The 20,995-nt window shown below is 59.7% G+C and carries 23 protein-coding genes and 1 pseudogene; 4 read left to right on the plus strand and 20 right to left on the minus strand.

Annotation, left to right across the window (positions count from 1 at the left end; all coding sequences use genetic code 11):
* Positions 1 to 61 precede the first annotated feature (61 nt).
* The 11 genes and pseudogenes from DYL59_RS32020 to ubiE all read right to left on the minus strand — a co-directional run bounded on the left by DYL59_RS32020 (position 62) and on the right by ubiE (position 8,113).
* Positions 62 to 934 (minus strand): methyl-accepting chemotaxis protein, encoded by an 873-nt coding sequence (locus DYL59_RS32020; protein WP_420359277.1) that lies wholly within the window; start codon positions 932 to 934, stop codon positions 62 to 64.
* Positions 920 to 1,978, minus strand: a pseudogene (locus tag DYL59_RS32025) (methyl-accepting chemotaxis protein); the annotation flags it as partial. The gene DYL59_RS32020 and the pseudogene DYL59_RS32025, both read right to left, overlap by 15 nt.
* A gap of 163 nt (positions 1,979 to 2,141) precedes the next feature.
* On the minus strand, positions 2,142 to 2,849 hold the full coding sequence (locus DYL59_RS10715; protein WP_135289160.1) for a 16S rRNA (uracil(1498)-N(3))-methyltransferase: 708 nt from the start codon (positions 2,847 to 2,849) through the stop codon (positions 2,142 to 2,144).
* Entirely contained in the window at positions 2,846 to 3,637 is a 792-nt protein-coding gene (tatC, locus tag DYL59_RS10720; protein WP_049710428.1) for a twin-arginine translocase subunit TatC, read from the minus strand. Before tatC ends, DYL59_RS10715 begins: the two co-directional genes overlap by 4 nt.
* Entirely contained in the window at positions 3,634 to 4,035 is a 402-nt protein-coding gene (gene tatB / locus DYL59_RS10725; RefSeq protein WP_135289161.1) for a Sec-independent protein translocase protein TatB, read from the minus strand. The genes tatC and tatB overlap by 4 nt, the downstream gene beginning before the upstream one ends.
* Before the next feature lie 10 nt (positions 4,036 to 4,045).
* Positions 4,046 to 4,324, minus strand: coding sequence for a twin-arginine translocase TatA/TatE family subunit (locus DYL59_RS10730; RefSeq protein WP_135289162.1), 279 nt, complete (start codon positions 4,322 to 4,324; stop codon positions 4,046 to 4,048).
* A gap of 25 nt (positions 4,325 to 4,349) precedes the next feature.
* Positions 4,350 to 4,682: a phosphoribosyl-ATP diphosphatase gene (locus tag DYL59_RS10735; RefSeq protein ID WP_105522127.1), complete on the minus strand. Its 333-nt coding sequence runs from the start codon at positions 4,680 to 4,682 to the stop codon at positions 4,350 to 4,352.
* Positions 4,683 to 4,684: 2 nt separating this feature from the next.
* Positions 4,685 to 5,077, minus strand: coding sequence for a phosphoribosyl-AMP cyclohydrolase (gene hisI / locus DYL59_RS10740; RefSeq protein WP_135289163.1), 393 nt, complete (start codon positions 5,075 to 5,077; stop codon positions 4,685 to 4,687).
* 41 nt (positions 5,078 to 5,118) lie between these two features.
* The gene (gene ubiB, locus DYL59_RS10745; RefSeq protein WP_135289164.1) at positions 5,119 to 6,723 is read right to left on the minus strand and encodes a ubiquinone biosynthesis regulatory protein kinase UbiB; all 1,605 of its coding nucleotides are present in this window, start codon (positions 6,721 to 6,723) and stop codon (positions 5,119 to 5,121) included.
* Entirely contained in the window at positions 6,720 to 7,343 is a 624-nt protein-coding gene (locus DYL59_RS10750) for a ubiquinone biosynthesis accessory factor UbiJ (protein WP_135289165.1), read from the minus strand. Before DYL59_RS10750 ends, ubiB begins: the two co-directional genes overlap by 4 nt.
* Positions 7,343 to 8,113 (minus strand): bifunctional demethylmenaquinone methyltransferase/2-methoxy-6-polyprenyl-1,4-benzoquinol methylase UbiE, encoded by a 771-nt coding sequence (ubiE, locus tag DYL59_RS10755; RefSeq protein ID WP_106577513.1) that lies wholly within the window; start codon positions 8,111 to 8,113, stop codon positions 7,343 to 7,345. The genes DYL59_RS10750 and ubiE overlap by 1 nt, the downstream gene beginning before the upstream one ends.
* Positions 8,114 to 8,257: 144 nt before the next feature.
* On the opposite strand from ubiE, the gene DYL59_RS10760 reads away from it, so the two are divergent.
* The 3 genes from DYL59_RS10760 to DYL59_RS10770 all read left to right on the plus strand — a co-directional run bounded on the left by DYL59_RS10760 (position 8,258) and on the right by DYL59_RS10770 (position 10,005).
* Positions 8,258 to 8,533 (plus strand): polyhydroxyalkanoic acid system family protein, encoded by a 276-nt coding sequence (locus DYL59_RS10760; RefSeq protein ID WP_135289166.1) that lies wholly within the window; start codon positions 8,258 to 8,260, stop codon positions 8,531 to 8,533.
* A gap of 104 nt (positions 8,534 to 8,637) precedes the next feature.
* Entirely contained in the window at positions 8,638 to 9,060 is a 423-nt protein-coding gene (locus DYL59_RS10765) for a phasin family protein (RefSeq protein ID WP_135289167.1), read from the plus strand.
* Positions 9,061 to 9,072: 12 nt separating this feature from the next.
* Positions 9,073 to 10,005, plus strand: a complete 933-nt coding sequence (locus tag DYL59_RS10770; RefSeq protein WP_135289168.1) for a phasin family protein — start codon at positions 9,073 to 9,075, stop codon at positions 10,003 to 10,005.
* A gap of 72 nt (positions 10,006 to 10,077) precedes the next feature.
* Here the strand turns inward: DYL59_RS10770 and DYL59_RS10775 are convergent, their stop codons facing one another.
* From DYL59_RS10775 to DYL59_RS10805, 7 genes are all read right to left on the minus strand, one after another.
* Positions 10,078 to 10,593, minus strand: a complete 516-nt coding sequence (locus DYL59_RS10775; protein WP_135289169.1) for a fimbrial protein — start codon at positions 10,591 to 10,593, stop codon at positions 10,078 to 10,080.
* Positions 10,594 to 10,611: 18 nt separating this feature from the next.
* Positions 10,612 to 11,559, minus strand: coding sequence for a fimbrial protein (locus DYL59_RS10780; RefSeq protein ID WP_135289170.1), 948 nt, complete (start codon positions 11,557 to 11,559; stop codon positions 10,612 to 10,614).
* Between the two features lie 76 nt (positions 11,560 to 11,635).
* The gene (locus DYL59_RS10785; protein WP_135289171.1) at positions 11,636 to 12,580 is read right to left on the minus strand and encodes a fimbrial protein; all 945 of its coding nucleotides are present in this window, start codon (positions 12,578 to 12,580) and stop codon (positions 11,636 to 11,638) included.
* Positions 12,581 to 12,582: 2 nt separating this feature from the next.
* Entirely contained in the window at positions 12,583 to 15,156 is a 2,574-nt protein-coding gene (locus tag DYL59_RS10790) for a fimbria/pilus outer membrane usher protein (protein ID WP_135289172.1), read from the minus strand.
* A gap of 133 nt (positions 15,157 to 15,289) precedes the next feature.
* Entirely contained in the window at positions 15,290 to 16,057 is a 768-nt protein-coding gene (locus tag DYL59_RS10795; protein WP_238340660.1) for a fimbrial biogenesis chaperone, read from the minus strand.
* 7 nt (positions 16,058 to 16,064) lie between these two features.
* A complete protein-coding gene (locus DYL59_RS10800) occupies positions 16,065 to 16,841 on the minus strand; it encodes a fimbria/pilus periplasmic chaperone (protein WP_135289173.1) in 777 nt (258 codons plus the stop codon).
* A 93-nt stretch (positions 16,842 to 16,934) separates the two neighbouring features.
* Entirely contained in the window at positions 16,935 to 17,516 is a 582-nt protein-coding gene (locus DYL59_RS10805; protein ID WP_135289174.1) for a fimbrial protein, read from the minus strand.
* A gap of 382 nt (positions 17,517 to 17,898) precedes the next feature.
* On the opposite strand from DYL59_RS10805, the gene DYL59_RS10810 reads away from it, so the two are divergent.
* Positions 17,899 to 18,561 (plus strand): response regulator transcription factor, encoded by a 663-nt coding sequence (locus tag DYL59_RS10810; RefSeq protein ID WP_135289175.1) that lies wholly within the window; start codon positions 17,899 to 17,901, stop codon positions 18,559 to 18,561.
* Positions 18,562 to 18,598: 37 nt separating this feature from the next.
* Here DYL59_RS10810 and DYL59_RS10815 read toward each other — a convergent pair whose 3' ends face one another.
* Complete coding sequence (locus tag DYL59_RS10815; protein ID WP_135289176.1) at positions 18,599 to 19,219, minus strand: TetR/AcrR family transcriptional regulator; 621 nt, start codon at positions 19,217 to 19,219, stop codon at positions 18,599 to 18,601.
* A gap of 27 nt (positions 19,220 to 19,246) precedes the next feature.
* Positions 19,247 to 20,929 (minus strand): class II poly(R)-hydroxyalkanoic acid synthase, encoded by a 1,683-nt coding sequence (phaC, locus tag DYL59_RS10820; protein ID WP_135289177.1) that lies wholly within the window; start codon positions 20,927 to 20,929, stop codon positions 19,247 to 19,249.
* Positions 20,930 to 20,995 lie beyond the last annotated feature (66 nt).

Here is a 20,995-nt window from a genome sequence, read left to right on the forward strand (position 1 = left end):
TTAATTCGATTTGGCGCCATGCCGGGCTGATAACTACGTAGGAAATTTCACATCTTGCTGGTTAGATGCGGAAGCGTCCTACCAGTGTTTGTAGGTAAACTCCCAGGCGCGCCAGTTCGGCGCTGGACGCGGCGGTCTCCTCACTGGCCGAGGAGGTCTGTTCCGACACATCACGTACGTTCAGCACGCTGCGGTTGATCTCTTCGGCCACGGCGCTTTGCTGCTCGGCGGCGGTGGCGATCTGCGAGTTCATGGCCTGGATCGTCGAGACCGTACGGGTGATATTGCCCAGCGCGGCTCCGGCGCGACGGGTCAGCTCCACGCTGCTGTCAGTGAGGCCGCGACTGTTGTCCATGATGGTCGCCACCTGCTGGGTACCGCTTTGCAGGCCGACGATCAGTTCTTCGATCTCTTCGGTGGACTTCTGGGTGCGCTGGGCCAGGCTGCGTACCTCGTCCGCCACTACCGCGAAGCCGCGCCCGGCCTCACCGGCGCGTGCCGCTTCGATGGCGGCGTTCAGGGCCAGCAGGTTGGTTTGTTGAGCCACGGACTTGATCACATCCAGCACGCTGCCAATCTTGTCGCTCTCGCGCTTGAGGTCGCCCATGGCCACCGTGGAGTTGCCCACTTCCGTGGCCAGGCGTTCAATCTGGGCGATGGCCTCACCCACCACCTTGTCGCCTTCACGGGCTTGCTGGTCGGCGGCGACTGCTGCTTCAGAGGCTTCCTCGGCGTTGCGCGCCACTTCCTGCACCGTCGCGGCCATCTCGTTCATGGCGGTGGCCACCTGGTCGGTCTCGACCTTCTGGCTGTTCACGCCGGCACTGGTTTGCTCGGTGACGGCCGACAACTGCTCGGCGGCGCTGGCGATCTGGGTGACGCCGTCGCTGATGCCCCCGATCAGTTCGCGCAGGCCCACGCTCATGCTTTGCATGGCTCGCTGCAATTGGCCCAGTTCGTCCTGGCGCGTGGAGTTGAGGTTGTGGCTCAGGTCGCCCGAGGCGACGCGTTCGGCTACTTGCAGCGTCTGGTTCAGCGGAATGATGATCTGGCGCGTGATGGCCCACGCGGCCACCAGGCCGAAAACCAGCGCCAGCACGGTGGCCAGTAGCAAAAGTTGCTTGGCCTGGGCGGCATCGGTGTCGCGAACCACGGTCTGGGAGAGGGTCAGTTTTTTACTGCGATCGAGCAAAATATCGCCCTGCGCGGCCATGATCTTCAAGGCGGCGGCACTGGCCACCTGGGAGTCACGGTATTGGCTGACGGCCGCACGATAGGCCTGTAGCGAAACGCTGGCCTGCTGCAGGTTGGCGGCGTATTGCTCCGGCAGTTGGCCGCCCAGCTCGGCAGTCTTTTTCAGGGCGTTGTCGATGGCGTCCAAGGCTGGTTGCTCAGCCTCGGCCCTGCCGCTGTAGGTGTAGCCGCGCACCTGGAAGCGCGCTTGCTGGATCAGCTTGCTCAGATCGACCACGTTGTTGAACGCAGTGACGCTGTCCCCTTGCAGCAGCGATTTTTCGACTTCACCCACCTTCAACACCGCGTTGTCGGCGGTATCGCCCAGCTTGCTGCGCGCGTTTTCACGGTTGGCGCCGGCCTGGACCATGGCCTCGAATGCCCGTCGGTATTGGTCGATGGCGACCAGTTGGTCATCCACCAGGCGGTTACCGTCGGGTTGCTCGATCATGGCATCGGCGGTTTTCAGGCCGTTTTCAAGTTGCGCCAGCAGCGCATTGACCGCCGTCGGGCCCTGTTCGCCTCGGCGCATTTCGTAGTCCAGGCGTGCGATGCGCAGGTCTTTGGTCAGTTCGTTGACGCTGGAGATGAACCCCAGTTTGTCACCTCGGCTGATGACGCCGCTCAGGCCGCTCCAGCCGGTGAAGGTGATCATGAGTGTGAGCAGCAATACCAAGCCAAAACCCACGCCCAGCTTGGATTTGACGCTGACATTCCCCAGCTTTTCGGCTAACCAACGATACATGCTGCAAACTCCCCTGGAACAAGGCTTGGACTTATTCAGAGCTTATCGGCAGCGTAGGTTGGTTCTGTAGGAATCAGGGCGAAAAGTGGGGGTGATGTGCCCTGTCTCCCGACCTGGCACAGCTCCCACACAAGCGAGTTCCCACATGGGGTTTGGATTGGTGTTAGAAGAGGCGGGCGAGCAGGGCGGTGACGGCGGTCTCGACTCGCAAGATACGTGCGCCCAGTTGCACCGGCTGCATGCCGGCCTTGGCCAGCAGGTCCACTTCGTAGGGAATCCAGCCTCCCTCTGGGCCAATCGCCAAGGTCACCGGTTCATCCAGCCCACGGGGGCAGGCCGGGTAATCGCCGGGATGGCCGATCAAACCGAGGGTCCCTTCGACCATGGCCGGTAGGCGGTCTTCTACGAAAGGCTTGAAGCGTTTTTCGATCACGATCTCGGGCAGTACCGTGTCCCGCGCCTGTTCCAGGCCCAGGATCAGTTGCTCGCGAATGGCGTCAGGCTCCAGGAACGGGGTTTGCCAGAAGCTTTTCTCGACCCGGTAGCTGTTGACCAGTACCACTTTGGGCACGCCCATGGCGGCCACAGTTTGCAGCACCCGGCGCAACATTTTCGGGCGGGGCAGGGCCAGCAGCAGGGTCAGGGGCAATTTGGCCGGTGGAGGCTGGTCGAAGCTCACTTGCAGTTCGGCCTCACCGCTCTCCAGGCGCAGCAGGTGGGCATTACCCATCAGCCCGCCGAGGCGCCCGACCCGCAGGCTGTCACCTACGGCGGCGCGGTGGACTTCCTGCATGTGCACCAGGCGCCGGTCGCGCAGCACCACACGGTCGGCCGCGATGAAATCGGCCTCCTCCAGCAGCAGCAGGTTCACGGCTGGGTCGCTGGCGGCTGGTCGTCGTCGGCGGGTTGGTCATCCGGGTGTTCGCCGCGCTTGCTGATCAGGCCGCTGAACAGGATGCCAATCTCGAACAGCATCCACATCGGCACGGCCAGCAGGGTCTGGGAGAAGATGTCCGGCGGTGTGAGGATCATGCCCACCACAAAGCAGCCGATGATCACGTACGGGCGGATCTTCTTCAGGTACGCCACGTTGACCACGCCGATCCACACCAGCAGCACCACGGCCACCGGGATTTCGAAGGCCACGCCAAAGGCGAAGAACAGCGTCATCACGAAGTCGAGGTAGCTGGTGATGTCGGTCATCATCTCCACGCCGGCCGGGGTGGCGGCGGCGAAGAACTTGAAGATCAGCGGGAACACCAGGAAGTAGGCGAACGCCATGCCGGTGTAGAACAGCAAGATGCTCGACACCAGCAACGGCACCGCGATGCGCTTTTCATGCTTGTACAGGCCCGGTGCAATAAAGCCCCAGATCTGGTGCAGGATCACCGGAATCGCCAGGAACAGCGACACCATCATGGTCAGCTTCAGCGGCGTGAGGAACGGTGACGACACATCGGTGGCGATCATCGTCGCGCCGGCCGGCAGGTACTGGCGCAGGGGCGTGGAGACGAAGGTATAGATCTGCTGGGTAAAGGCGAACAGCCCGGCAAAGATGATGAAGATGGCCGCTACGCAACGCAGCAGGCGGGTACGCAACTCGGTGAGGTGCGAGACCAGCGGCATATGCTGGTCGTTTTCCGGTTTATCAGCGCTCATGGGGCTCGCGGCGGCAAAGTAGGGTCATGGGGAGCAGGCGGCGCGACGGGCGCCGGTGCTGGCTCGGTAGGCGCGGCGGGCGTGGCTTCGACGACGGGCGCCGGTGCGATGCTGTGCTCGGCCACGGGCGCCGCCGGTTTTTCCGGTTCTTGCACCGGCGACAGAATCTTCCGGGCTTCCTGCTCCAACGACAGAATGTGTTCGTTGTGCAGTTGCCGGCGAATCTCGTCGGCGCCGATTTCCCGTTCAACTTCCTGTTTGATGGCGTTGAAACTGCGTTTCAGGCGCCCGATCCACAGGCCGGCCGTGCGCGCGGCACCGGGCAGGCGTTCCGGCCCCAGTACCAACAGGGCCACGAGGCCGACGAGCAGCAGTTCAGAGAAGCTGATACCAAACATTAGTCAGTGCTCACGAGTCTTTGCGGGTCGGCTCTTCGACTTTTTCAGCCTGCACGTCGAAGGTGCGACGCTCAGTGATCGGCTGGGCGGCCTGCGGGTGCACCGGTTGAGCCGGTGGTACTGGGCTGGCGGCAGGGTCGGCCGGTTTTTCATCATCGTTCATGGCTTTGCGAAAGCCCTTGATGGACTCGCCCACGTCAGTGCCCAGGTTCTTGAGTTTCTTGGTGCCGAACACCAGTACCACCACTACCAGAATGACGATCCAGTGTTTCCAGTCAAAAATGCCCATGCTGCAATTCCTCTGTGAAAGTTAGTCAGGTAGTCGGGCGCGAGGCCTTTTCGGCGTGCCCGGACAGGCCAAAGCGACGGTCCAGTTCATCCAGCACTGCCTGTGGATGCTGCCCCAGTTGGGCGAGCATGACCAGGCTGTGGAACCAAAGGTCTGCAGTTTCGTAGATCACGTCGCTGCAATCGCCGCTGATTTGCGCGTCCTTGGCGGCGATGATCGTCTCGACGGATTCTTCGCCGAGCTTTTCCAGAATCTTGTTCAAGCCCTTGTGGTAGAGGCTTGCGACGTAGGAGCTGTCGGCATCCGCGCCCTTGCGCTCTTCCAGCACCTGGGCCACGCGGTTGAGGGTATCGCTCATGTTCAGTGTCCTGCCGAGTAGATGGCGTGCGGGTCTTTGAGCACCGGCTCCACAATCTTCCATTCGCCGTTTTCGAATACGCGATAGAAGCAGCTGTGACGGCCAGTGTGGCAGGCGATGCCGCCGATCTGCTCGACCTTGAGGATCACGACATCGCCGTCGCAGTCCAGGCGCAGTTCGTGCAGGGTCTGTACGTGCCCGGACTCTTCGCCCTTGCGCCACAGTTTGCCACGCGAACGTGACCAGTAAATGGCGCGCTGCTCAGCGGCAGTCAGGCTCAGGGCCTCGCGGTTCATCCAGGCCATCATCAGCACGCGCCCGGTCTTGTAGTCCTGGGCAATGGCTGGCACCAGGCCGTCACTGTCCCACTTGATTTCGTCCAGCCAGTCTTTCATGTTCGGCTCCGGCAAATTGCGACAGTGTATAACCGGATTGGCTATCGACGCACGATCAGATAAACACCCACGGCGACCATGATGCCCGCCGGCCAATGGCCCAGTTGATTCAACGGCCCGCCAATCGCCAGCATCACGCCACCCACCAGGTGCGCGGCACCCAGCAGGCGCAGGAACCAGTCGTCCTTGCGCCTGTGCCACGGCGGTGGCGGATCCTTGGCATGGGGTTGGGACATACGCTCCAGCAAGTCGCGGGTCATATTGGCCAGGTGCGGCAATTGTTCGAACTGGCTGTGCAGGTTGCCGATCAGGGTTTTCGGGCTGACCCGCTCGCGCATCCAGCGTTCCAGGAACGGCTGGGCGGTGTTCCACAGGTCCAGGTCCGGGTACAGCTGACGGCCCAGGCCTTCGATGTTCAGCAGGGTTTTTTGCAGCAGCACCAACTGCGGCTGTACTTCCATGTTGAAGCGGCGCGCGGTCTGGAACAGGCGCATCAGTACCTGGCCGAAGGAAATGTCTTTCAGTGGTTTTTCAAAGATCGGCTCGCACACCGTACGAATCGCCGCTTCGAATTCATTGAGCTTGGTCTCGGCCGGTACCCAGCCCGAATCGATGTGCAACTGCGCCACGCGGCGATAATCGCGCTTGAAGAAGGCGAACAGGTTGCGTGCCAGGTAGTCCTGGTCTTCCGGGGTCAGGCTGCCGACGATGCCGCAGTCAATGGCAATGTACTGCGGGCTCCAAGGGGTCACGGTGCTGACAAAAATGTTGCCCGGGTGCATGTCGGCGTGGAAGAAGCTGTCGCGGAACACCTGGGTGAAGAAGATCTCTACGCCGCGCTCGGCCAGCATCTTCATGTCGGTACGCTGGTCGGCCAGGGTGGCGAGGTCGGTGACCTGCACGCCGTAGATGCGCTCCATCACCAGCACCTTGGGGCGGCACCAGTCCCAGTAAACCTGGGGTACATACAGCAACGGTGACCCTTCGAAGTTGCGCTTGAGCTGGCTGGCGTTGGCGGCTTCGCGCAGCAGGTCGAGTTCGTCGTAGATGGTTTTTTCGTAGTCGGCGACCACGTCCACCGGGTGCAGTAAACGCGCATCGGCGCTGAAGCGCTCGGCGGCGCGGGCGAGGATGAACAGCCACGCCAGGTCCTGGCCGATGATTGGCTTGAGGCCAGGGCGAATCACTTTCACCACCACTTCTTCGCCGGTCTTCAGCTGTGCCGCGTGTACCTGCGCTACCGAGGCCGAGGCCAGCGGGTCCACGTCGAAACGGCTGAACACCTCGCTGATCTTCCGGCCCAGTTGCTCCTCGATCAGTTTCATCGATTGTTGGGAGTCGAACGGCGGCACGCGATCCTGCAGCAGCATCAACTCGTCGGCAATGTCCTCAGGCAGCAAGTCGCGGCGCGTGGAGAGGATTTGCCCGAACTTGATGAAGATCGGCCCCAGGTCCTGCAGTGCCAGGCGCAAGCGCGCGCCACGGCTCAGCTCCAGCTTCTTGCGCGGGAACCAGCGCCACGGCAGCACATAGCGCACCGCCAGCAGGAACCAGGGCAACGGCAGGGCGAACAGCAGGTCATCGAGTTGGTAGCGGATTACGACGCGCTGGATACGAAACAAACGGCGGACGGCAAGCAGCTTCATGCGTTATCGCTTGGATCAAGGGAACGGCTCAGGCGCTCGAAGCGTGCCTCAAGGCGTTCCAGGTCGATTTTGGCCTTGTCGAGTTCACGAAAGCGCGCTTGCGCTTCCCGTTGCCCGACCAGGGTGCGCGATTCTTCGCTCAGGTATTCGGCAAGGTTCTGGTTGAGGCTGGCGAACCCTTGCTGGTACCAGCGTTTGCGGCTGTGCAGGTGCCCGCTGATCAACTGGGTGGCCACCGGGCCGATCCAGCGTGACAGCTCGTATTCCCAGTCCAGCTCCAGGTCTTGCAGCACGGCGGCCAGGTCCATCAGCACCGAGCTGTCGCCTTCCAGCTCCACTTCGGCGCTGTGCAAGATTGCAGTCTTGTTGCGGCTCAGTGCCAGGTGCAGCAGGCTCGATGCCGGCGCACGCAAGGTGCAGTCGGCCTCGGCGGCCCATTCGCTGGCCAGTAGCAGGCCTTCATCGCTGGGCAGGATAAACAGCTGCAAGGCGGGGCTGCGGCAGTCCACGGCAATGATTTTGCCGTTGAGGTGCGCAAGCCGCGCCAAGGCCGTGCTGTCCAGGCGCAGTACACGGTTGAGGCCGTGCTCAACGCTGGCGAGAAGACCGGCGAGCAGCATCAGGGCTTGATGCCGCGGTGCAGGGCGACGATGCCGGAGGTCATGTTGTGGTAGGTCACGCGGTCAAAACCGGCGTCTACCATCATGGACTTGAGGGTTTCCTGATCGGGGTGCATGCGGATCGATTCGGCCAGGTAGCGATAGCTCTCGGCGTCATTGGTGATCAGCTTGCCCATCAACGGCATGAAGGCAAAGGAGTAGGTGTCGTAGACCTTGGACATCAGTGCGTTGGTCGGCTTGGAGAACTCCAGCACCAACAGGCGGCCACCCGGCTTGAGTACGCGCAGCATGGAGCGGATCGCGTCTTCCTTGTGGGTGACGTTGCGCAGGCCGAAGGCAATGGTGACGCAGTCGAAATGGTTGTCGGGGAACGGCAGCTTTTCAGCGTCGGCCTGGACGAATTCGATATTGCCGGCCACGCCTTTATCCAACAGGCGGTCGCGACCGACCTTGAGCATGGAGCCGTTGATATCCGCCAGCACCACCTGGCCGGTAGGGCCGACGAGCTTGGAGAACTTGGCCGCCAGGTCGCCGGTGCCGCCGGCGATGTCTAGCACGCGGTTGCCGGTGCGTACGCCTGACAGTTCGATGGTGAACCGCTTCCACAGGCGGTGCATGCCGCCGGAGAGCACGTCGTTCATCAGGTCGTACTTGGCGGCTACGGAGTGGAACACCTCAGCGACTTTTTCCGCCTTTTGGCTTTCCGGGACGTTCTTGAAGCCGAAGTGAGTGGTGGGTTCGGCATCGCTGCCTTTGCGCTGATCAGTCATATCGCTGTCACCAAAAGAGAATGCGGGACATGATAATCCCCAAGGCCTGCTTTGTCTTGGCAAGGCTGCAGGTAAGATGGACGGCCACCGAGACCTTTTGCCGCATCGAAGGTATCCAAACCGCTATAAAGAGGAGTCATTGCAATGGCCCGTATAACCGTTGAGCGTGCGCATTCGCTGGGTAAGGAAGGTGCACGGGAAAAGGCCGACAAGTTGGCCGATAAACTCAAAAGCCAATATGGCCTGGAGTCGTCGTGGTCTGGCGATACCTTGAACCTCAAGCGTTCAGGAGTTAAAGGCACGGTACTAGTGGCCGATGATTCGCTGCGCATCGATGTGGAACTGGGGCTGTTGATGTCGGCCATGAGTGGCACTATCAAGTCCGAAATCGAGAAGGCCCTGGATAAAGCGCTGGCTTGATCGTTGTGTTCTAGGGTGCCGATTCTAATTTTTCCTCCTACTTTGTGCCCAAGCCCTCAACTCCTGTGGGCCGTTCCTCCCCCCTTTCCTGTGTGAGGTGCACCATGGCTAAAGTTATCCTGAAGAAAAAAATCGACGCCCAGACCACTGCCCTGAGTGACGTTAAATCCTACGCCCGCAAGATCTGGCTCGCGGGCCTGGGGGCTTACGCCAAGGTTGGCAGCGAGGGCAGCGACTACTTCAAAGAACTGGTTAAAGCTGGTCAACATGTTGAAAGTAAAGGTAAAAAAGTTGCAGTTGAACAACTTGATGCCGCCAACAGTCAGATTGACCAAGTAAAGAGTAATGTCTCCTCCGTCAAAGGTCTGGTAGAAGTTCAGCTGGATAAAGTTGAAAAAGCTTTTGATACTCGCGTTGCAAGTGCCTTGAATCGAATCGGCATTGCGTCTAAACATGACGTGGAGACACTCTCTGCTAAGCTCGAAGAGCTGACGGCATTGCTCGAACGTGTCGCGCGTAAACACTAAGGAGACATCGGGATGGCTGTTAAAAAGACTACTCAGAAAGAAGGCAGCTCGTGGGTCGGGGAAGTTGAAAAATATTCCCGTAAAATCTGGCTTGCTGGTTTAGGCGTGTACTCGAAGGTTAGCAGTGACGGCGGCAAGTACTTCGAGACCTTGGTCAAGGACGGTGAGAAGGCCGAGAAGTTGACCAAGAGCACAGTCGGTAAAAAAGTCGAAGCGGCCAAGGCAACTGCCGGCTCCGCCAAGTCGAGCGTTTCTGACGCTTGGGGCAAGTTGGAAGAGACGTTCGACAAGCGCCTCAACAGTGCTATTTCGCGACTGGGCGTGCCTAGCAAAGCCGAACTGAAGACATTGCACAGCAAGGTCGACACCCTGACCAAGCAAATCGAAAAACTCACCGGCGCCAAAGTGACTGCTGTGAAAACCGCCGTTGCCAAACCGGCTGCCAAGCCTGCCGCTAAAACCGCAGCCGCCAAACCAGCGGCCAAAACCGCCGCCAAGCCACTGGTAAAAGCCGCCGCCAAACCGGCTGCAAAAGCAGCGGCCAAGGCCCCGGCTAAGGCTGCCGCCAAGCCTGCTGCCAAAACCGCAGCGGCCAAACCGGCCACCAAGCCTGCCGCAAAACCTGTGGCCGCTAAAAAAGCTGCCGCCAAGCCGGCGGCTAAACCTGCTGCCAAGCCAGCAGCCAAGGCCGCCGCTAAACCTGCTGCCAAGCCGGCAGCCAAAACTGCAGCGGCCAAACCCGCTGCCAAGCCTGTCGCCGCGAAACCGGCTGCCAAACCCGCCGCCGCGAAGAAGCCTGCGGTAGCGAAGAAGCCTGCGGTAGCCAAGCCAGCCACCGAGCCAACGCCAAGCGCTTCCACCGCCAACTCGGTGTCCGCGCCGACGCCAGCGGCTGTGACCCCGACTGTTACGCCGGTAACCCCGACGCCATCCAGTCAGTCCTGATTTTTTCGGGATACAAAAATGCCCGGCCTGTAGAGGTTGGGCATTTTTTTGCCTATGCGCTGCAGGACCATATCAGTTGTATGTGATGGAAACAGTAACAGCGCTGGCCAGCGTACCCTGGGTAACTGCGCCTTCGGATTTATGGTAGGCAGCTTGCAACGGTAGAACAGCTCTGTTGCCGCTTGTGGCAACCGTGCGACTGCGTTCTTCGGTAGTACCATTGGCGGGGATGGTTGCGCCAGATCTTAGCCAAAGCGCCGTACCGTCTGAAGTGCCCGTATTGGTGAACAGCAAGCCGTTGCCAGGCGAGGGCGTTCCGGCGAACAGGAAAATCACGTTTCGGATGTCCGACTCGCAATCGGCCGATATGTTGAAATCCAGCTCGCCCGCATAGACGGTTTTGTCGAAGTCTGAAACTTTAACCGTTGGTAATGTGATGGTGCGGTTCTCGTCTCCGGCGGCCAGATTGCAGGTGCCTGCATTGACCTGGCCGACAAAACGCAAAGTGCCTGTCGTAGCAGCCTGGACTGCTGTGCTGGCAAGGCCCGCAGTCATCGCGAGCAACAGTGGCAGGTGTTGTAGTTTCATCAGGTTTTCCTCGCGGTTTCAGTTGTAGGTGATGTTGACCGTGGCGGTACTGGCCAATGTGCCTTGGCTGACCGTGCCGTTCTTGTGATAGGCCGCGCCGAGTGGCAATACCGCGCGGTTGCCGGAAACAGCGACTGTCCGTGTGCCGTTGTTACTGAGGGTTTGTGAGGTACCGCCGATGCGTGAGTAGAGCCAAAGACCCAACCCTCTCGCCGAGCCGGTATTGGCAAAAAGTGAGGTGTTGCCTGTAGCGGGAGTGCCGGTAAACCGGAACGTCACATTGGTGGCGTCGCTGCAGTTCGCTGTGAGCTCGAAATTGCGCGCACCTGCGCTGACGGCATTGTTGAAAGCGCTGACTTTCACCGTGGATAGCGTAATGGTGCGGTTGACGTCGCCGGTAGCTAAGTCACAGGTGGCTACCGGGTTGACGAAGCGTATCGAATTATTGAGCCGTTTCTGAATACGACCCCTGCTTCCATCCAAGGAAGAGTCCTGCAAGTTTCCAGCAGACAATGTCCCAGTGGTTACCTGCCCCATCTTAAAAAATTCCGCCCGCATTGTGGTGATGTGGTGTGTGTAGGTGCTGTTTGAAGGCCATGTCTTGCTTCCATTTCGCAGTGACACGCTATAGGGCGACTCGTAGTTGTCGGCTTGTATGATCCTCATCCCGATGCCAGGCACATTGGTGTGATAAATCTCCCCTCCTGGCGCCGATGAGCTTGATGAAAACCGCCCGGTCCACGTTTGGAACATGCCGGTGCCGCAGCGAAATACCAGGCGTGGAAAAGGGCCGTCAAATGTCCTGCTGGTGATCATCCCTCCAACAGGGAGGGATTTTGGAACAGTGATGGTGCTTGGGAAGGTGACGCCATATTGAACATTCGGATAAGAAGAGCACAGGGCCTGAGCGGTGATTGGCAGTCCAAGACCTAGCAGTGTCGAACTGAACTTTATTGTCGGTTTCATTGTTCATATCCATTGTGTGACATGTATGGCCCTCACTCGCAGGAGGCTGCGGCGCCCTGCCATCAGCCCTGTGTTGTCAGTTGTAGGTAATGTTGACTGTGGCGGTACTGACCAACGTGCCTTGGCTGACCGTGCCGTTCTTGTGATACGCGGCGCTGAGCGGCAGCACGGCTCGGTTGCCGGAAACCACCAGGGTGCGAGTGCCGCCATTGCTGATCGTGGCGGGCACACCGTTGATACGTGAGTACATCCACAGCGCCACGCCGCCCGCCGAGCCAGTGTTGGCGAAGAGCAAGGCGTTGCCGGGGGCTGGCGTGCCGGAGATGCGGAAGGTTACGTTGGATGCTTTGGCACAGTTCGCCGTCAAGTCGAAGTCGCGCACACCTGAGTAAACATCGCTGTTGAATGCGCTGACCTGTACATCGGGTAGCGTAATCGTTCGGTTGACGTCGCCCGCGGCCAGGTCGCAAGTGGTAGCCGGGTTGACGAAATTGACCGAGTTGTTCAGCAGTATGCGTTGAACGTTATTTCCCGAATACTTGTTGTCCCAGAGGTTGCCTGCAGGGATCGTCCCACTTTGGACGGGCCCGATTTTGTAGAACTCCGCCTGCATGTCGACCACGTTATGGATATGAGCCCCTGGGGCGAGTGGCGTATTAGAGCTCTGCAGCGAGAAAACATGCTTGGCTCCACCCTGGAAATGGCCAGAAACCCGCATGCCGATCCCCGGTACATTGGTGATGTAAACGCCGTTGATGCCCGGTAGGGATATGTGTGAGGTATACCGCCCAATACTCGTGTTCCAGGTGGTGCCGCTGCAGTTCATTATTACGATTGGAAAGTTGCCGCCAAAGGGCCGACTGGTGATCAACGCACCCACTGGCAAACTGTCGGCCACGCTGATGGTGGCTGGAAAGGACACGTTATTGACTGCGTTGGGGTATCGGTCACAGGCCGCTTGCGCCGCGATCGGCAGGCTCAGTACCAGCAGTGTCGATATAAGTTTTATTGAACGTTTCATCTTCAGTCCTGCAAACGTAAGTCACTGTCGCAACGACCTGCATCCAGAAGGCGCAGGCGCTCGGCGGTTTCAGAGGCGGGCTTCTCACCCACGTCATAGCTCAACCGGCATGTGGCGCTGGCTCCGCCGCCCCACTTGACGGTCAACTCTCCCTGCGGTCGCGCCACGCGCACAAACGCCTTGCCGCCCTGGCCGACGATGCCCACGCTGTTGCCGTCTTCATCGAACACATCCGAGCCAAACGGCATAGGGCTGCCATCCTCACGCAGTGCTGTGACCAGGAGGGCCTGGCCGCTGACGGTGTCGAATTGCAGCTTCACCACCGAGCCCGCGCGCGGTGCGACGTTTTGCGAGGCGGTCTTGAGCTCCACGTCAACGGAGAGGTCTTTGGGGTCTAGCTCAACCACGTTCTGGCGATAGGGCGTCAGGTATGGCACTACGGCATAGCCGCTCTTGCCCACCTGGGCGCTGTGATTGCCATTGATCCGTGCACCCTGGGCATCAGGCGCCTGGACGATGCCGATGGTGTCGCCCAGTTCCGGGGCAAAGGTCACACCGCCGGCGTGGGCCACGATACCTCCAGTGATGCCAAGGGAAGTCGCCCGGTAGTCACTGCTCTGCCCGTAGCCTGCGGACAGCACGCCAAGACTGGCCTGGTACTTCATATCGGCGCTCATTGCATTTCCGCTGCCTTGGGTACGGCTGCCCCCCAGCCCGTAGCTGAATTCGCTGCGCTCGCCCAGGGTGCCACCGAGGCTCAGGCGTTCGCCGCTGATTTGGCTGCCGCGAAAGGCCGTGGTGGTCAGGGTTGGAGAGCGTGCATCGGTGCCCAGCGGCAGGCTCACGCTCAGTTCCACTTGCTTGTCGACCCTGTCGCTCAGCAGATCCGTGGTGCGCTGGGCGCTGAGGGTGTAGTTCATGCCTTTCCAACTGCTGGTATAGCCTGCGGTGAAGGTCACGTTGCCGCTCGCACGGTTCCAGTAGTTTTGTGAGGAGCCGGTGAGGTACACCGAACCGTTGCCAAGGCTCTGGTTGAGGCTGATGTCCATCCTGTCGCGGATGCGCGACAGGTTGTCCAGGCTGCGTCCCTCGATGGCCAGGTCCCGAACCCGCGCCGCATCGCCGATGCTCAGGAAGCCTTCGGTGGAGTAGCGATAGGCACCAAGGGCAAAGTGGGTGCCGGTATCGGTGAAGTTCTTGCTGTAGCGCAACTGCACGCTTTGTCCCTGGCGGGAACCGTAGCCCGGCAGGTAGGCGTTGGAGTTGGTCAGGTCAAAAGACAGTGCGCCATACGGGGTATTGAATGCGGTGCCCAGTAACTGCGAGCGATAGTCTTCGCCCACCACCGCTCCGGTGTAGCCGGTCAGCAAGTTGCTCAGACCGTGCTGGTAAGTGGCTTGCATCAGCTTGGGCGGATTGCTCAGGCCAATTTCGTCCAATAGGCCGAAGCTCATCGAGTAACGGCTATGGCCTGCACGCAACAGGTTGGCGTTGGCGGCAAACGGCACGATGAATTCGCGTTGGCGGCCATCGGCTTCGGTTACTGTGACGGTCAGGTCGCCGCCGTAGCCCGTGGGGAACAGGTCGTTGAGTACAAACGGGCCGGGCGCCACGTTGACTTCATCCAGCAATACGCCACGCTGGCGCACGGTGACCCGAGCATTGGTTTCGGCGATGCCACGCACGACAGGGGCAAACCCGGTCTGGGAATCCGGCAGCATCCGGTCATCACTGAACAGGCTGGCTCCGCGTAGGCGCACGCTGTCGAACAGCTCGCCGGGGGTGTAGATCTCGCCCATCACCAGTTGTGAGCGCAGCGGGCTTATTTCGCGTTGTAGATAGGTGCTGCTGCTTTGATAGCCCGAGCCGACTTCTGTCTGGCTGAAGCTGCCGTTGTGGCGCCAGTGCCAGTCACCCAGGTTGAGGCCGGTGTTCAGGCCCAGATAATGGGAGTTGCTGGCGCGGCCGCTGGTGCGGGTTGCGAAGGTGTTGGCGTTATAGCGCACGAAGGCGGCATCAACTCCGCTATCCCAGTACTTCGGGTCGACATAGCCACGCGCCTTGCGTGTGAGGTAGATCTGCGGCACCTGGAGGTCCAAGCGGTTTTCGCCTGAGTCAAATTGGCTGCTGGCACCTGGTAGATAGGTGGCTATATCGGCGCAGCTCTCAAACGGCGATGAAAGCGGCCCGCCTGTGTCGGCGGCTTGCTGTTGCGCCGCGTCCAGGTCAACGCCAACCCGCAGCAACGCCTCGCGCTCAAGGCACATTTGCGCGGAGTCCTTGCCTTGCACGGCAATGAAGGACAGGGTTTCGCGGCCAAGCCACTGGCCGTTGAGGTAGACCTCGGAGCGATAACTGCCGGGTAGCACAATGTTGCCTTTGCTGAATTTTGAAACATCGACCTGCTGGCCCCCTTCACCATCCGGGAAGAAGGCTGGGTTGAACTCGACGTTTTCGACCGCATGGGCACTCATGGCCTGGGCGCCGCCTAGCAGCAATAGGCAACGCGCCGTAAGCGTCAATCGAGGACGTGTCAGGGACCAATTTCTTACGCTGGCGGGCGTGTTCGGACTCATGTTTACCATTTCCAAAAAAGGTGCTGTCGGAATTCGGGCAAAGGGAAGCCCTGCCCTGAAAAATGGGCATCAACTGAACGTGTGAAATAAGCGCGTAACGGGTGGGCGGCGGTTGTCCGTCAGGTCTCGTCGGCTATGTCGAAAGCTTTGTGCTGTGAGACGTCTTTACTCCAAAGTCATCGAGTGTTTCGAACTCCACGGTGGCTTCCTTACTGGGTGGCGATTTAAGACTGGGCAGTTCAAATCGGCTGCGCCCGCCGGGTACCACCATGTTTTCAGCGCTGGAGCTTGCGGCCTTGCGGGCGTGACGCTGTTTTGAGTCCAGGACTTCGACCTGCTCGAACGTTACGTGATAAGGCGTGGGGTTATAGACTTCCAGCACTTGACCCTGCGCGGCGGATTCGCGACGCCACTGTAATTTCTCGGGGGCTGTTTCGATTCCGTAAGGCAGATTCGACGGCCGGAAGAACAGCTTTATTCGGGAGCGGAAGGCCAGTTGCAACTGATTGCTCTGTTGGGCGTCCTGCGCTTGTGCCGGCACTTCCAGCAGATTGAACCAGAACAGGCTTTCTTGTTTCGACGGCAAGGTTTCGCCTGTATACGCCAGGCGCACGACCTGTTGCTTGCCCGGTTCCATGCGGAAGATCGGCGGCGTGGCGATAAAAGGGGGGCCGACCACGTCCGGTGTTGAGTGCTCGTCGCCACTGTCCAGCCATGTCTGGATCAGCACCGGGGCCTGGTTTTTGCTTTCAAGCCTGACCGTCACCTCCTTGTCGTTTTGCGGGTAAATAATCCGCGTGCTGTTGATCACAACGCTCGCATGCGCCGCAACGGCACCCAACAGCGCAAGCGCCAACGTCATGAACTTGATTGATTGATGTGAAATGTAATTGGCGTTCATACGACGGTCATCGCTCGGCGGGAGGGGTTAAGTCAGCCGAGTGGCGCACACGGGCACCGTAGTCGCTGACGGTGGTGAACTCGACTTGGGGCTTGCCGTTGGGACGATTACGCAGTTGGGGTAATGCAAACAGCTTTACGTCACCCGCCGGCATCATCAGGCTGTCATTGGGCTCCTGGTTTGCGGCTTTGCTGAACCGTTTACCGTCGCTCAGCAAGTCCACCGACGTCAGGGAAATGTGGTATGGCGTGGGGTTGGTCGCTTGCAAGGCAAACCCTTGGTTGTGACTCACTAGCGCCCACTGCAGTTTTGCCGGGGCGCTGCCCACGGGGTAAGGCAGTTTGGACGGACGTAGGTACACCCGTATGCGGGTCCGAAATGCCAGTTCGATCAGGTTGTTTTGCTCGCTGCCGGCAGTAACCGGTGGTATTTCCAGCACGTTGAGCCAATACAGGCTTTCGCGGTCGGCTGGCACGGGCTCGTCGGAATAGCGCAGGCGCATCGCTTGTTGCTGGTAGGGCTCAATGCGGAAGATCGGCGGCGAAAGGGTAAACGGCGTTTGCGCTGTTGCTGGCGTCGAACGTATGTCACCCGTATCCAGCCAGGTTTGTACCAATGCCGGGCGGTCGCCTTTGTTCTCCAGTCGCACGACGACCTCCTGCTGGTCGGCAGGGTAGATCACTCGGGTGCCGTAGATGATGACGCCTGCATGGGCGGGAAGCGCTTGCAGCAACAACAGTCCTAAGCCACAGGTCGCAAGCGCGAGGCAGGCCAATTTTTTCATAGTCGCGAGATCTCATCGAATCTGGGGAAGGGCCCGCGCAGTTCGCGCAGGCCCCATGCAGGCTAGGCCTGCTGGTGCAGGCCGGCTTGCCCCTTAATCGGCGTATACGACGGTGAAGCCGACGCGGGTTTTGATCAACCCTTCGGTGGCTGGCGCAGTTGCGTAAAACTGTGCAGCCAGTGGGATGACGGCCTGGTTGTCGGCGATCACTACCCCTTCGGATTTTTCGGTGTAGACGTGAATCGGCGAGCCGTCACGGTTAGTCACCTCTACCTGGACGTTCTTGGCGTTGGTGGTATCGGACGGATCATCGTAGCCATCGATGTTCAAGCGGCCGGTTGCCACGTCAATGGCCGGGCTGGTTGGGTCGAACAGAACCATAGCGGTTCGGCCGTTGGTGCAACTGCCTTGGCCTGGCCCACCCACACGAATGGTGAAACCGGTCAGGTTGGCGCGATCACCTGGGTTTGCCAGGCGCGAGGCGGAGACGCTCGCCAGGTTGACGTCCTTGACCACTGCACCCGTGCCTGGTGCAACGCCTTCGACGGTGCAAGTCGTATCGTTTACCTGTCCGGAAAAGTTGATGTTGCCGTCAATCGCTGCATGTGCCGATTGCGATACAGCAGCGGCCAAGGTAAGAGCTGCCGCAACAGTGGAAAGCGCATTGAATTTCATAGTATTTCCAGTCGTGAGTTATCGGTATGACCCGCTCCGGCTTGTGATAGGCCCTGGCTCGATAATTACATCGAGGGCCTCAGCCAGGCGGGAAGGCATATTTGTCTATGTGCGTGTTTATTGCCTATAGAGAAGTGACGAGGTTTATCTCGTGATTACTCGAAAATTGCTCATTTTATAAAAATAGTTGCATTGACTTTGAGGTGTAAGATGTTGCTGTAAGACTCTCCTGAAAGAGTCAAGCTTGTTGTTTTTCTGTATTGATACTCGGGATTGGCTGGGATATACCGTGTTCATAACTATTAGAGGTTGCTTGGGTTAAGCGGCATTCACTTGTGCGGGTCTATTGATGCTTACTTCAATTTCTAATGTGCACACGGTCATGTTGTTGGACGACCATGAAATGGTTCGGCAGGGGATCGAGTTGGGCCTGAGCAAAGAGGCGGACCTGAGCGTGGTCGGCTCATTCGGCACGGCCAGGGAGTTGTTGACGGCACTGGCCAGGCAGCCTGCGGACGTCGTGGTGATGGACTTTGTGCTTGGGCCGTCCGACATCGATGGTCTGAGCTTGATCCAGGCGCTCAACAGACGGTTCAGCACTTGCAAGTCTGTGGTTGTCTCCTCCCATTACACCCCTGCAACAGTTTCGCTGGCACTGAAGGCTGGAAGTTGGGGCGTTTTGGGCAAGACCCAGAACCTGACTGAGTTGATCACGGCGATTCGGACGGTAGCCCAGGGCAGAATTTACCTGCAGCCTTGTATGTTGCCGGGGTTGCAGGCCTCGCAGCCAATGTTTGATGTGGCCACTGTCCAGTCGAGGGTGCAGCTTTCCTCCCCCGTGCGTTTGAATGCCAGCTTGACGCCAAAAGAGCAGGAAGTGTTGCGCTGCTTTCTCGATGGCATGTCCGTCAACTCAATTGCGGCAAAGTTCTCCCGCAGTGCAAGTACGATCAGTACCCAGAAACAATCGGCTTATCGAAAGTTGGGTATAAAGTCTGACAGCGAGCTGTTCAAATTCACTCAGCAGTTCGGTGATCCGGGATGAGGTTACACCTGTAAGACATTTTTCTTGGTGTTGTAGGTTAAGTAGGATTATCTAAATAGCGCAATGCTAAACGCTCAGTTGCCTGCCGTGCAGGCAGCAGTAGATGCGGCGCGACCAGCATCATGATCTGGTAGACCACCACCTGCACTTCGCCTTCGCGGTCGAGGATCCGCTGGTAATCCAGGGAGAACAGCAGGGTCAGGGTGATCTGCTCCACCAACTGCCCAAGCGCTTGAGTGTCGCTGACCAACTGACCCGCAGCCTTGAGGCGTGCCAACAGTGACGCCAGGGTGCGCTTGAGCGCCGTGAGCAGGTTGCGAATGCCCTTGGCCAGCTTCGGCAGGCGCCCCGCCAGGTTGGACAGGTCCTGGAACAGAAAGCGGTAATGGGCCATGCGCTCGACGATCAGGTGCAGGAACAACCAGTAGTCCTGTGCCTCCAGTTGAGCATCCGCCGGTGGATCGAGCAGCGGTGCCAGTTCGTTCTGGAACCGCTCGAACAGCCCAAGCACCAGTGGTTCCTTGCCATGGAAGTGATAGTAGAGGTTGCCGGGGCTGATCCCCATTTCATTGGCCACCTCCATGGTCGACACGTTGGGTTCGCCCTTCTGGTTGAACAACTGCAGGGCACATTCAAGGATACGGTCGCGGGTCTTCATCCAGTCTTCTTAAAGTGATCGTTGAGCTCAACGCACCCGCACGTAGGTGCCGGGCGCCGCTTCCATCGGTGGGTAATTCTGGTTGCCCAGGGCGGTGAGGGTTTCGCGCTGTACGCCCGAGCGTTGCTGGATCCACTCCAGCCACTGCGGCCACCAGCTGCCCTCGACGTGATTGGCGTCGTAGTACCAGGCGCGCGGGTCGCTGCTCAGCTTGGGGTTTTCGACGTAGTTGGCCTTGGGGTTGCCCGGCGGGTTAAGGATGCTCTGGATATGCCCGCTGTTGGACAGCACGAAGCGCTTGTCCCCGCCCAAAAGTTGTGTGGAGCGGTACACCGCATCCCACGGCGTAATGTGATCGTTGATCCCGGCCACGCTGAAGCTGTCCACCGTGACCTTCTGCAGGTCGATGGGCGTGCCGCACACTTCCAGGCCGCCAGGATGGCTGAGGGGGTTGTGCTTGAAGAAGTCCAGCAGGTCGCCGTGCAGCGCGGCGGGCAGGCGCGTGTTGTCGTTGTTCCAGTACAGGATGTCGAAGGCCGGCGGTTCCTTGCCCAGCAGGTAGTTGTTGATCCAGTAGTTCCAGATCAGGTCATTGGGGCGCATCCAGGCGAATACCTTGGCCATGTCGCGACCGTCCAACACGCCCTGCTGGTAGGAGCGGCGCTTGGCGGCTTCCAGGGTCTGCTCGTCGGCAAACAGGGTGGCGGGGCTGTCGATCTGGCTGTCCAGCAGGCTGACGAGGTAACTGGCACTGGAAATACGTCGCAGCTGACGCTTGGCCTGCAAGTGGCCTTGCAGCGCGGCGATGGTCAGGCCGCCGGCGCAGGCGCCCATCAAGTTGACCTCGCGCGCCCCGGTGATCGCACGGCACACGTTAAGCGCTTCTTCCAGTGCCGCAACGTAGGTGGACAGGCCCCACTCGCGGTGGCGCACATCCGGGTTGCGCCAACTGACCATGAACGTCTGCAGGCCGTTTTTAAGGGCAAACTGTACAAAGCTGTTGGCGGGGCTCAAGTCGAAAATGTAGTACTTGTTGATTTGCGGTGGCACCACCAGCAGCGGCTTGGCGTACTGCTTTTCGCTCATGGGCTTGTACTGGATCAGCTCCAGCAACTCATTGCGAAACACCACCGAGCCGGGGGTGGTGGCAACGGTCTTGCCCACTTCGAAGGCGTGCTTGCTCACTTGACGCGGCAGGCCGTTGTTGTGCAGCAGGTCTTCGACCAGGTTGCTCACGCCGCGGACCACACTGTTGCCCCCGGAGTTGAGCAGCTCCTTGATGGCCAGCGGGTTGAGCAGGGTGTTGGAAGGCGAGACCGCATCATTGAGCAGAGAGAAGGCGAAGTGCGCACGGGCGCGGTCATCGGCGTTCAAGGAGAGATCGTCGATCCAGTGACGGGTCTGTTTTTGCCAGCTCAAGTAGGCTTGCAGGCTGCGCCGGTAAAACGGGTTGAGCGTCCAGGTGGGGTCGATGAAGCGGCTGTCCTTGGGATTGGGCTCATGCACGGTTTCACCCAGCAGAACGCGGCCCAGTTGGCCGCTCAACGCCCACGCATGGCGCGCGGTATGCACCGGGTTGCGCAGGCCGTGAACCGCCACACTGCGCAGGGTCGAGAGCAAATCCCTTCCTCTGAGGCCGGTGATTGCGTTTTGCGCATTGATGAACACAGCCGGGGCGGGCGCCGGGTTCGTCACGGGTCTTTCTCGCATGAGCCAACACTCCTTCGTCAAGCCATCAAACAGGCACGCCAATTCAGAACCATAGTCGGTTCCTGG

The sequence above is a fragment of the Pseudomonas kairouanensis genome (assembly GCF_004682055.1).
GTDB classification, from domain to species: domain Bacteria; phylum Pseudomonadota; class Gammaproteobacteria; order Pseudomonadales; family Pseudomonadaceae; genus Aquipseudomonas; species Aquipseudomonas kairouanensis.

What these genes read in the sequence shown, in the direction of transcription:
- DYL59_RS10770 (WP_135289168.1), top strand. Translation starts at nt 9,073, where the DNA reads ATGGCTGTTAAAAAGACTACTCAGAAAGAAGGCAGCTCGTGGGTCGGG.
- DYL59_RS10800 (WP_135289173.1), bottom strand. Translation starts at nt 16,841, where the DNA reads ATGAAAAAATTGGCCTGCCTCGCGCTTGCGACCTGTGGCTTAGGACTG.
- tatC (WP_049710428.1), bottom strand. Translation starts at nt 3,637, where the DNA reads ATGAGCGCTGATAAACCGGAAAACGACCAGCATATGCCGCTGGTCTCG.
- phaC (WP_135289177.1), bottom strand. Translation starts at nt 20,929, where the DNA reads ATGCGAGAAAGACCCGTGACGAACCCGGCGCCCGCCCCGGCTGTGTTC.
- ubiE (WP_106577513.1), bottom strand. Translation starts at nt 8,113, where the DNA reads ATGACTGATCAGCGCAAAGGCAGCGATGCCGAACCCACCACTCACTTC.
- DYL59_RS10760 (WP_135289166.1), top strand. Translation starts at nt 8,258, where the DNA reads ATGGCCCGTATAACCGTTGAGCGTGCGCATTCGCTGGGTAAGGAAGGT.
- DYL59_RS10765 (WP_135289167.1), top strand. Translation starts at nt 8,638, where the DNA reads ATGGCTAAAGTTATCCTGAAGAAAAAAATCGACGCCCAGACCACTGCC.
- DYL59_RS10735 (WP_105522127.1), bottom strand. Translation starts at nt 4,682, where the DNA reads ATGAGCGATACCCTCAACCGCGTGGCCCAGGTGCTGGAAGAGCGCAAG.
- DYL59_RS10795 (WP_238340660.1), bottom strand. Translation starts at nt 16,057, where the DNA reads ATGAACGCCAATTACATTTCACATCAATCAATCAAGTTCATGACGTTG.
- ubiB (WP_135289164.1), bottom strand. Translation starts at nt 6,723, where the DNA reads ATGAAGCTGCTTGCCGTCCGCCGTTTGTTTCGTATCCAGCGCGTCGTA.
- DYL59_RS10780 (WP_135289170.1), bottom strand. Translation starts at nt 11,559, where the DNA reads ATGAAACCGACAATAAAGTTCAGTTCGACACTGCTAGGTCTTGGACTG.
- DYL59_RS10730 (WP_135289162.1), bottom strand. Translation starts at nt 4,324, where the DNA reads ATGGGCATTTTTGACTGGAAACACTGGATCGTCATTCTGGTAGTGGTG.
- DYL59_RS10790 (WP_135289172.1), bottom strand. Translation starts at nt 15,156, where the DNA reads ATGAGTCCGAACACGCCCGCCAGCGTAAGAAATTGGTCCCTGACACGT.
- tatB (WP_135289161.1), bottom strand. Translation starts at nt 4,035, where the DNA reads ATGTTTGGTATCAGCTTCTCTGAACTGCTGCTCGTCGGCCTCGTGGCC.
- DYL59_RS10810 (WP_135289175.1), top strand. Translation starts at nt 17,899, where the DNA reads ATGTTGTTGGACGACCATGAAATGGTTCGGCAGGGGATCGAGTTGGGC.
- hisI (WP_135289163.1), bottom strand. Translation starts at nt 5,077, where the DNA reads ATGAAAGACTGGCTGGACGAAATCAAGTGGGACAGTGACGGCCTGGTG.
- DYL59_RS10815 (WP_135289176.1), bottom strand. Translation starts at nt 19,219, where the DNA reads ATGAAGACCCGCGACCGTATCCTTGAATGTGCCCTGCAGTTGTTCAAC.
- DYL59_RS10805 (WP_135289174.1), bottom strand. Translation starts at nt 17,516, where the DNA reads ATGAAATTCAATGCGCTTTCCACTGTTGCGGCAGCTCTTACCTTGGCC.
- DYL59_RS32020 (WP_420359277.1), bottom strand. Translation starts at nt 934, where the DNA reads ATGCAAAGCATGAGCGTGGGCCTGCGCGAACTGATCGGGGGCATCAGC.
- DYL59_RS10775 (WP_135289169.1), bottom strand. Translation starts at nt 10,593, where the DNA reads ATGAAACTACAACACCTGCCACTGTTGCTCGCGATGACTGCGGGCCTT.
- DYL59_RS10785 (WP_135289171.1), bottom strand. Translation starts at nt 12,580, where the DNA reads ATGAAACGTTCAATAAAACTTATATCGACACTGCTGGTACTGAGCCTG.
- DYL59_RS10750 (WP_135289165.1), bottom strand. Translation starts at nt 7,343, where the DNA reads ATGCTGCTCGCCGGTCTTCTCGCCAGCGTTGAGCACGGCCTCAACCGT.